This window comes from Collinsella aerofaciens, from assembly GCF_040910185.1.
GTDB classification, from domain to species: domain Bacteria; phylum Actinomycetota; class Coriobacteriia; order Coriobacteriales; family Coriobacteriaceae; genus Collinsella; species Collinsella aerofaciens_BF.
Genome location: NZ_JBDGBA010000038.1, coordinates 1 through 4022 on the forward strand (window position 1 = coordinate 1; position 4022 = coordinate 4022).

Genomic DNA, 4022 nt, shown 5'->3' on the forward strand with positions numbered 1-4022 from the left:
TCCACGACCCTCGACTCCCTGGTCAACTCCGAGTCCGAGTCCGACCTGATCATCGACCCGATGCCCAACCTCTACTTCACCCGCGACCCGTTCGCGGTCGTCGGCGAGGGCGTCAACCTCAACCGCATGTACTCGGTCACCCGCAACCGCGAGACCCTGTACGGCAAGTACGTCTTCAAGTACCACCCCGACTACAAGGACGTCTCGCTGTACTTCCGCCGCGACTGCCAGTTCCACACCGAGGGCGGCGACGTGCTGAACATCAACGAGAAGACCCTCGCCGTCGGCATCTCCCAGCGCACCCAGGCCGCCGCGATCGACGTCATGGCCCAGAACATCTTCTGGAACTCCGACTCCAAGGTCGAGCGCATCCTGGCCTTCGACATCCCGGTCTCGCGCGCCTTCATGCACCTCGACACGGTCTTCACCCAGATCGACGTCGATAAGTTCACGATCCACCCCGCCATCATGGGCACCCTGCGCGTCTACGAGCTGACCGCCGGCAAGAACCCGGGCGACGTGAACATCCGCCTGATCGAGGACACCCTCGAGCACGTCCTGGAGGACGCCACCGGCGTCGACCAGGTCAAGCTGATCCCCTGCGGCGGCGGCGACCCGATCGCGGCCTCCCGCGAGCAGTGGAACGACGGCTCCAACACCCTGTGCGTCGAGCCCGGCAAGATCTGCGTCTACGCCCGCAACACCGTCACCAACGACGTGCTGTACAAGGAGGGCCTGGACCTTCTCGTCGTGCCCTCCGCCGAGCTCTCCCGCGGCCGCGGCGGCCCGCGCTGCATGAGCATGCCCTTCTGGCGCGAGGACCTCTAAGTCTTTCCGTTTCCGGTGCGGTCCCCCTACAACCGCACCGGCTTCGCCCGTTAAACGGGCAACACTGATACTTACGTAATTCAGTTCTTCGAAAGGAATCGAACCATGGGTGTTAACCTCTCCGGCCGTAGCTTCCTCAAGCTTCTCGACCTCACCACCGAGGAGATCGAGTACCTGCTCAAGCTCTCCAAGAACTTCAAGGATATGAAGCGCGCTGGCGTTCCGCACCGCTATCTAGAGGGCAAGAATATCGTTCTGCTCTTCCAGAAGACCTCTACTCGTACCCGCTGCGCCTTCGAGGTCGGCGGCATGGATCTGGGTATGGGCGTGACCTACCTCGATCCGGGTTCGTCGCAGATGGGCAAGAAGGAGTCCATCGAGGACACCGCCCGCGTTCTCGGCCGCATGTATGACGGCATCGAGTTCCGTGGCTTTGCCCAGGACGACGTCGAGGAGCTCGCTGCTAAGTCCGGCGTGCCCGTGTGGAACGGCCTGACCACCGAGTGGCACCCCACCCAGATGCTCGCCGACATCCTGACCGTCCAGGAGAACTTCAACTACGACATCAAGGGCAAGACCCTCGTCTTCATGGGCGACTGCAAGAACAATGTCGCTCGCTCCCTCATGGTCGTCTGCTCCAAGCTCGGCATGAACTTCGTGGCCTGCGGCCCCGAGGAGTGCATGCCCGCTGACGACGTCATCGAGGCCTGCAAGCCCATCGCCGAGGCTAACGGCTGCACCATCAAGCTGACCACCGACGTCAAGGACGGCGTCACCGGTGCCGACGTTATCTACACCGACGTGTGGGTCTCCATGGGCGAGCCCGACGAGGTCTGGGCCGAGCGCATCGCTCAGCTCACCCCGTATCGTGTTACCTCCGAGGTCATGGCTATGGCCAACCCGGGTGCTATCTTCCTGCACTGCCTGCCCAGCTTCCACGACACCAACACCACCATTGGCGCCGAGAAGTGCGAGCAGTTCGGCATCACCGAGCAGGAGGTCACCGACGAGGTCTTCGAGAGCCCCGCTTCCAAGGTCTTCGACGAGGCCGAGAACCGCATGCACACCATTAAGGCTGTCATGTACGCCACGCTCAAGTAAGAGCATCTAGCATCTCGCTCGGGGTGTATTGCTGCACACCCCGAGCGGTTTTATCTGGTAATAATCTCGCATCAAGCGGCAGGCACGGCACGGAAGAGCCGCTTCTGGCGAGATCAGTAAATGATTTATGAAGGGGGGATGAGAACTATGACTGAGACCGCTAAGAAAAAGCGCGGTATGCCTTCATCGTTCACCATTCTTCTTGCTCTGCTGGCAATTGTCGCAGTGATTACCGTTATCGTCTCCGGCACGTCCGGCGGCGCGGTTACTGCCGCCCGTCTGAGCGATTTCTGCACCGCCCCGATTAAGGGCTTCGCTGACGCTCTGCCCGTCTGCCTCTTCGTTATGATCCTGGGCGGCTTCCTCGGCATGATGACCGAGACCGGCGCTCTGGACAACGGCATCGCCGTTCTGGTGCAGAAGCTTAAGGGCAACGAGATTATGCTCATTCCCGTGCTGATGCTCATCTTCTCCCTCGGTGGTACCACCTATGGTATGTGCGAGGAGACCGTTCCCTTCTACGCCCTGCTCGCCGCTACCATGATGGCTGCTGGCTTCGACCCCATGGTCGGTGCCGCTACCGTCCTGCTCGGCGCTGGCTGCGGCTGCCTGGGCTCCACGGTTAACCCGTTCGCCGTCGGCGCTGCCGTCGACGCTCTGACCGGCGTTGGCATTGAGGTCAACCAGTCCATCATCATCGGCCTCGGTGCCGTCCTGTGGATTGTCACTACCGCTATGTCCATCTTCTTCGTGATGAGCTACGCCAAGAAGGTCAAGGCTGACAAGGGTTCCACCATCCTGTCGATGCAGGAGCTCAAGGACGCCGAAGAGGCTCACGGCAAGGCTGCTTCCGAGGTCCACAAGGAGGTCAAGCTCACCGGTCGTCAGAAGGGTGTTCTGATCGCCTTCGCCTTCACCTTCGTCGTCATGATCGTCGGCTTCATTCCGCTGGCCGACCTCAACGAGGGCGTCGCCAACTTCTTCGACGCTGGCGCTGTCTACGACGCCGACGGTAACGCCGTCGTCCAGGGCTGGTCTGCCCTGATCACCGGCCTGCCCATTGGCCAGTGGTACTTCGACGAGGCTTCCACCTGGTTCTTCCTCATGGCCGTCCTGATCGGTATCATCGGTGGCCTGTCCGAGAAGCAGATCGTTAACACCTTCATCACCGGCGCTGCCGACATGATGTCCGTTGTTCTCGTCATCGCCCTCGCTCGTGGTATCTCCGTCCTCATGGCTAACACCGGCCTCGACGTCTTCGTCCTCGACGCTGCCGCCAATGCCCTGGCTGGCCTGTCCGGCGTGATCTTCGCTCCCATGAGCTTCCTGGTCTACTTCGGCCTGTCCTTCCTGATCCCCTCGACCTCCGGTATGGCCACCGTCTCCATGCCCATCATGGGACCGCTGGCTGTTAAGCTCGGCTTCTCGCCCGAGGTCATGGTCATGATCTTCTCCGCCGCCATCGGTGTCGTGAACCTGTTCACCCCGACCTCCGGCGCCATCATGGGCGGTCTCGCCCTGGCCAAGATCGAGTGGACGACCTGGCTCAAGTTTGCCCTTAAGCTCATCGTCGCGCTCTCCGTCGTCTGCGCCATCATCCTGACCGTCGCCTGCGTGTTGCTCTAAGTACCCAACGGGTACCCCACGGAAACCTTGACGATCCTGTAAAGGATCACCTGGTCATCGTCTGTCCGGTGGGGTCAACCCACCGGTAGACTCCTACCTTTAGCCCCCTCCCGTTCCGTGCGCGGGAGGGGGCGCTCTCATGTTGCGCGGTTCTACGAACCGCGCAACCAGTCGACGCTGCGCGCCGCCCAGGACGACAATTTGTCATTCAAAAGGCAAGGCATGACCAAAAGGTCTATGCCTTGCCTTTTTCATGCCAACTTGTACGTCCTGGACGTCGCTCGCTGACTTATGCTCAACCTGCGGCGCTGCCATTATTGATGCAAAGGGGTCAGGTTAGTTTGCGCCAAAAAGGGGAAGTTGCGGTGGAATAGTTCCTGTTTGGCCGTCTGGGGGTGCGGACAGAAAGTTGGACCGTGAAGCGGTCCGGACTGGAGGTTCGCATGTACAGCAGGGAGAAGGTCGAG

Annotated in this window: 3 protein-coding genes; all 3 read left to right on the forward strand. The window is 61.0% G+C overall.

What is annotated here, in order from left to right; genetic code table 11:
* A partial coding sequence (locus tag AB5Z54_RS09710) for an arginine deiminase (protein ID WP_368161388.1) occupies window positions 1-828 on the forward strand: 828 nt, incomplete at its 5' end.
* 105 nt (window positions 829-933) lie between these two features.
* Window positions 934-1929 (forward strand): ornithine carbamoyltransferase, encoded by a 996-nt coding sequence (gene argF, locus AB5Z54_RS09715; RefSeq protein WP_006234279.1) that lies wholly within the window; start codon window positions 934-936, stop codon window positions 1927-1929.
* A 138-nt stretch (window positions 1930-2067) separates the two neighbouring features.
* Complete coding sequence (locus AB5Z54_RS09720; protein ID WP_438265586.1) at window positions 2068-3555, forward strand: YfcC family protein; 1488 nt, start codon at window positions 2068-2070, stop codon at window positions 3553-3555.
* Window positions 3556-4022: the final 467 nt, after the last annotated feature.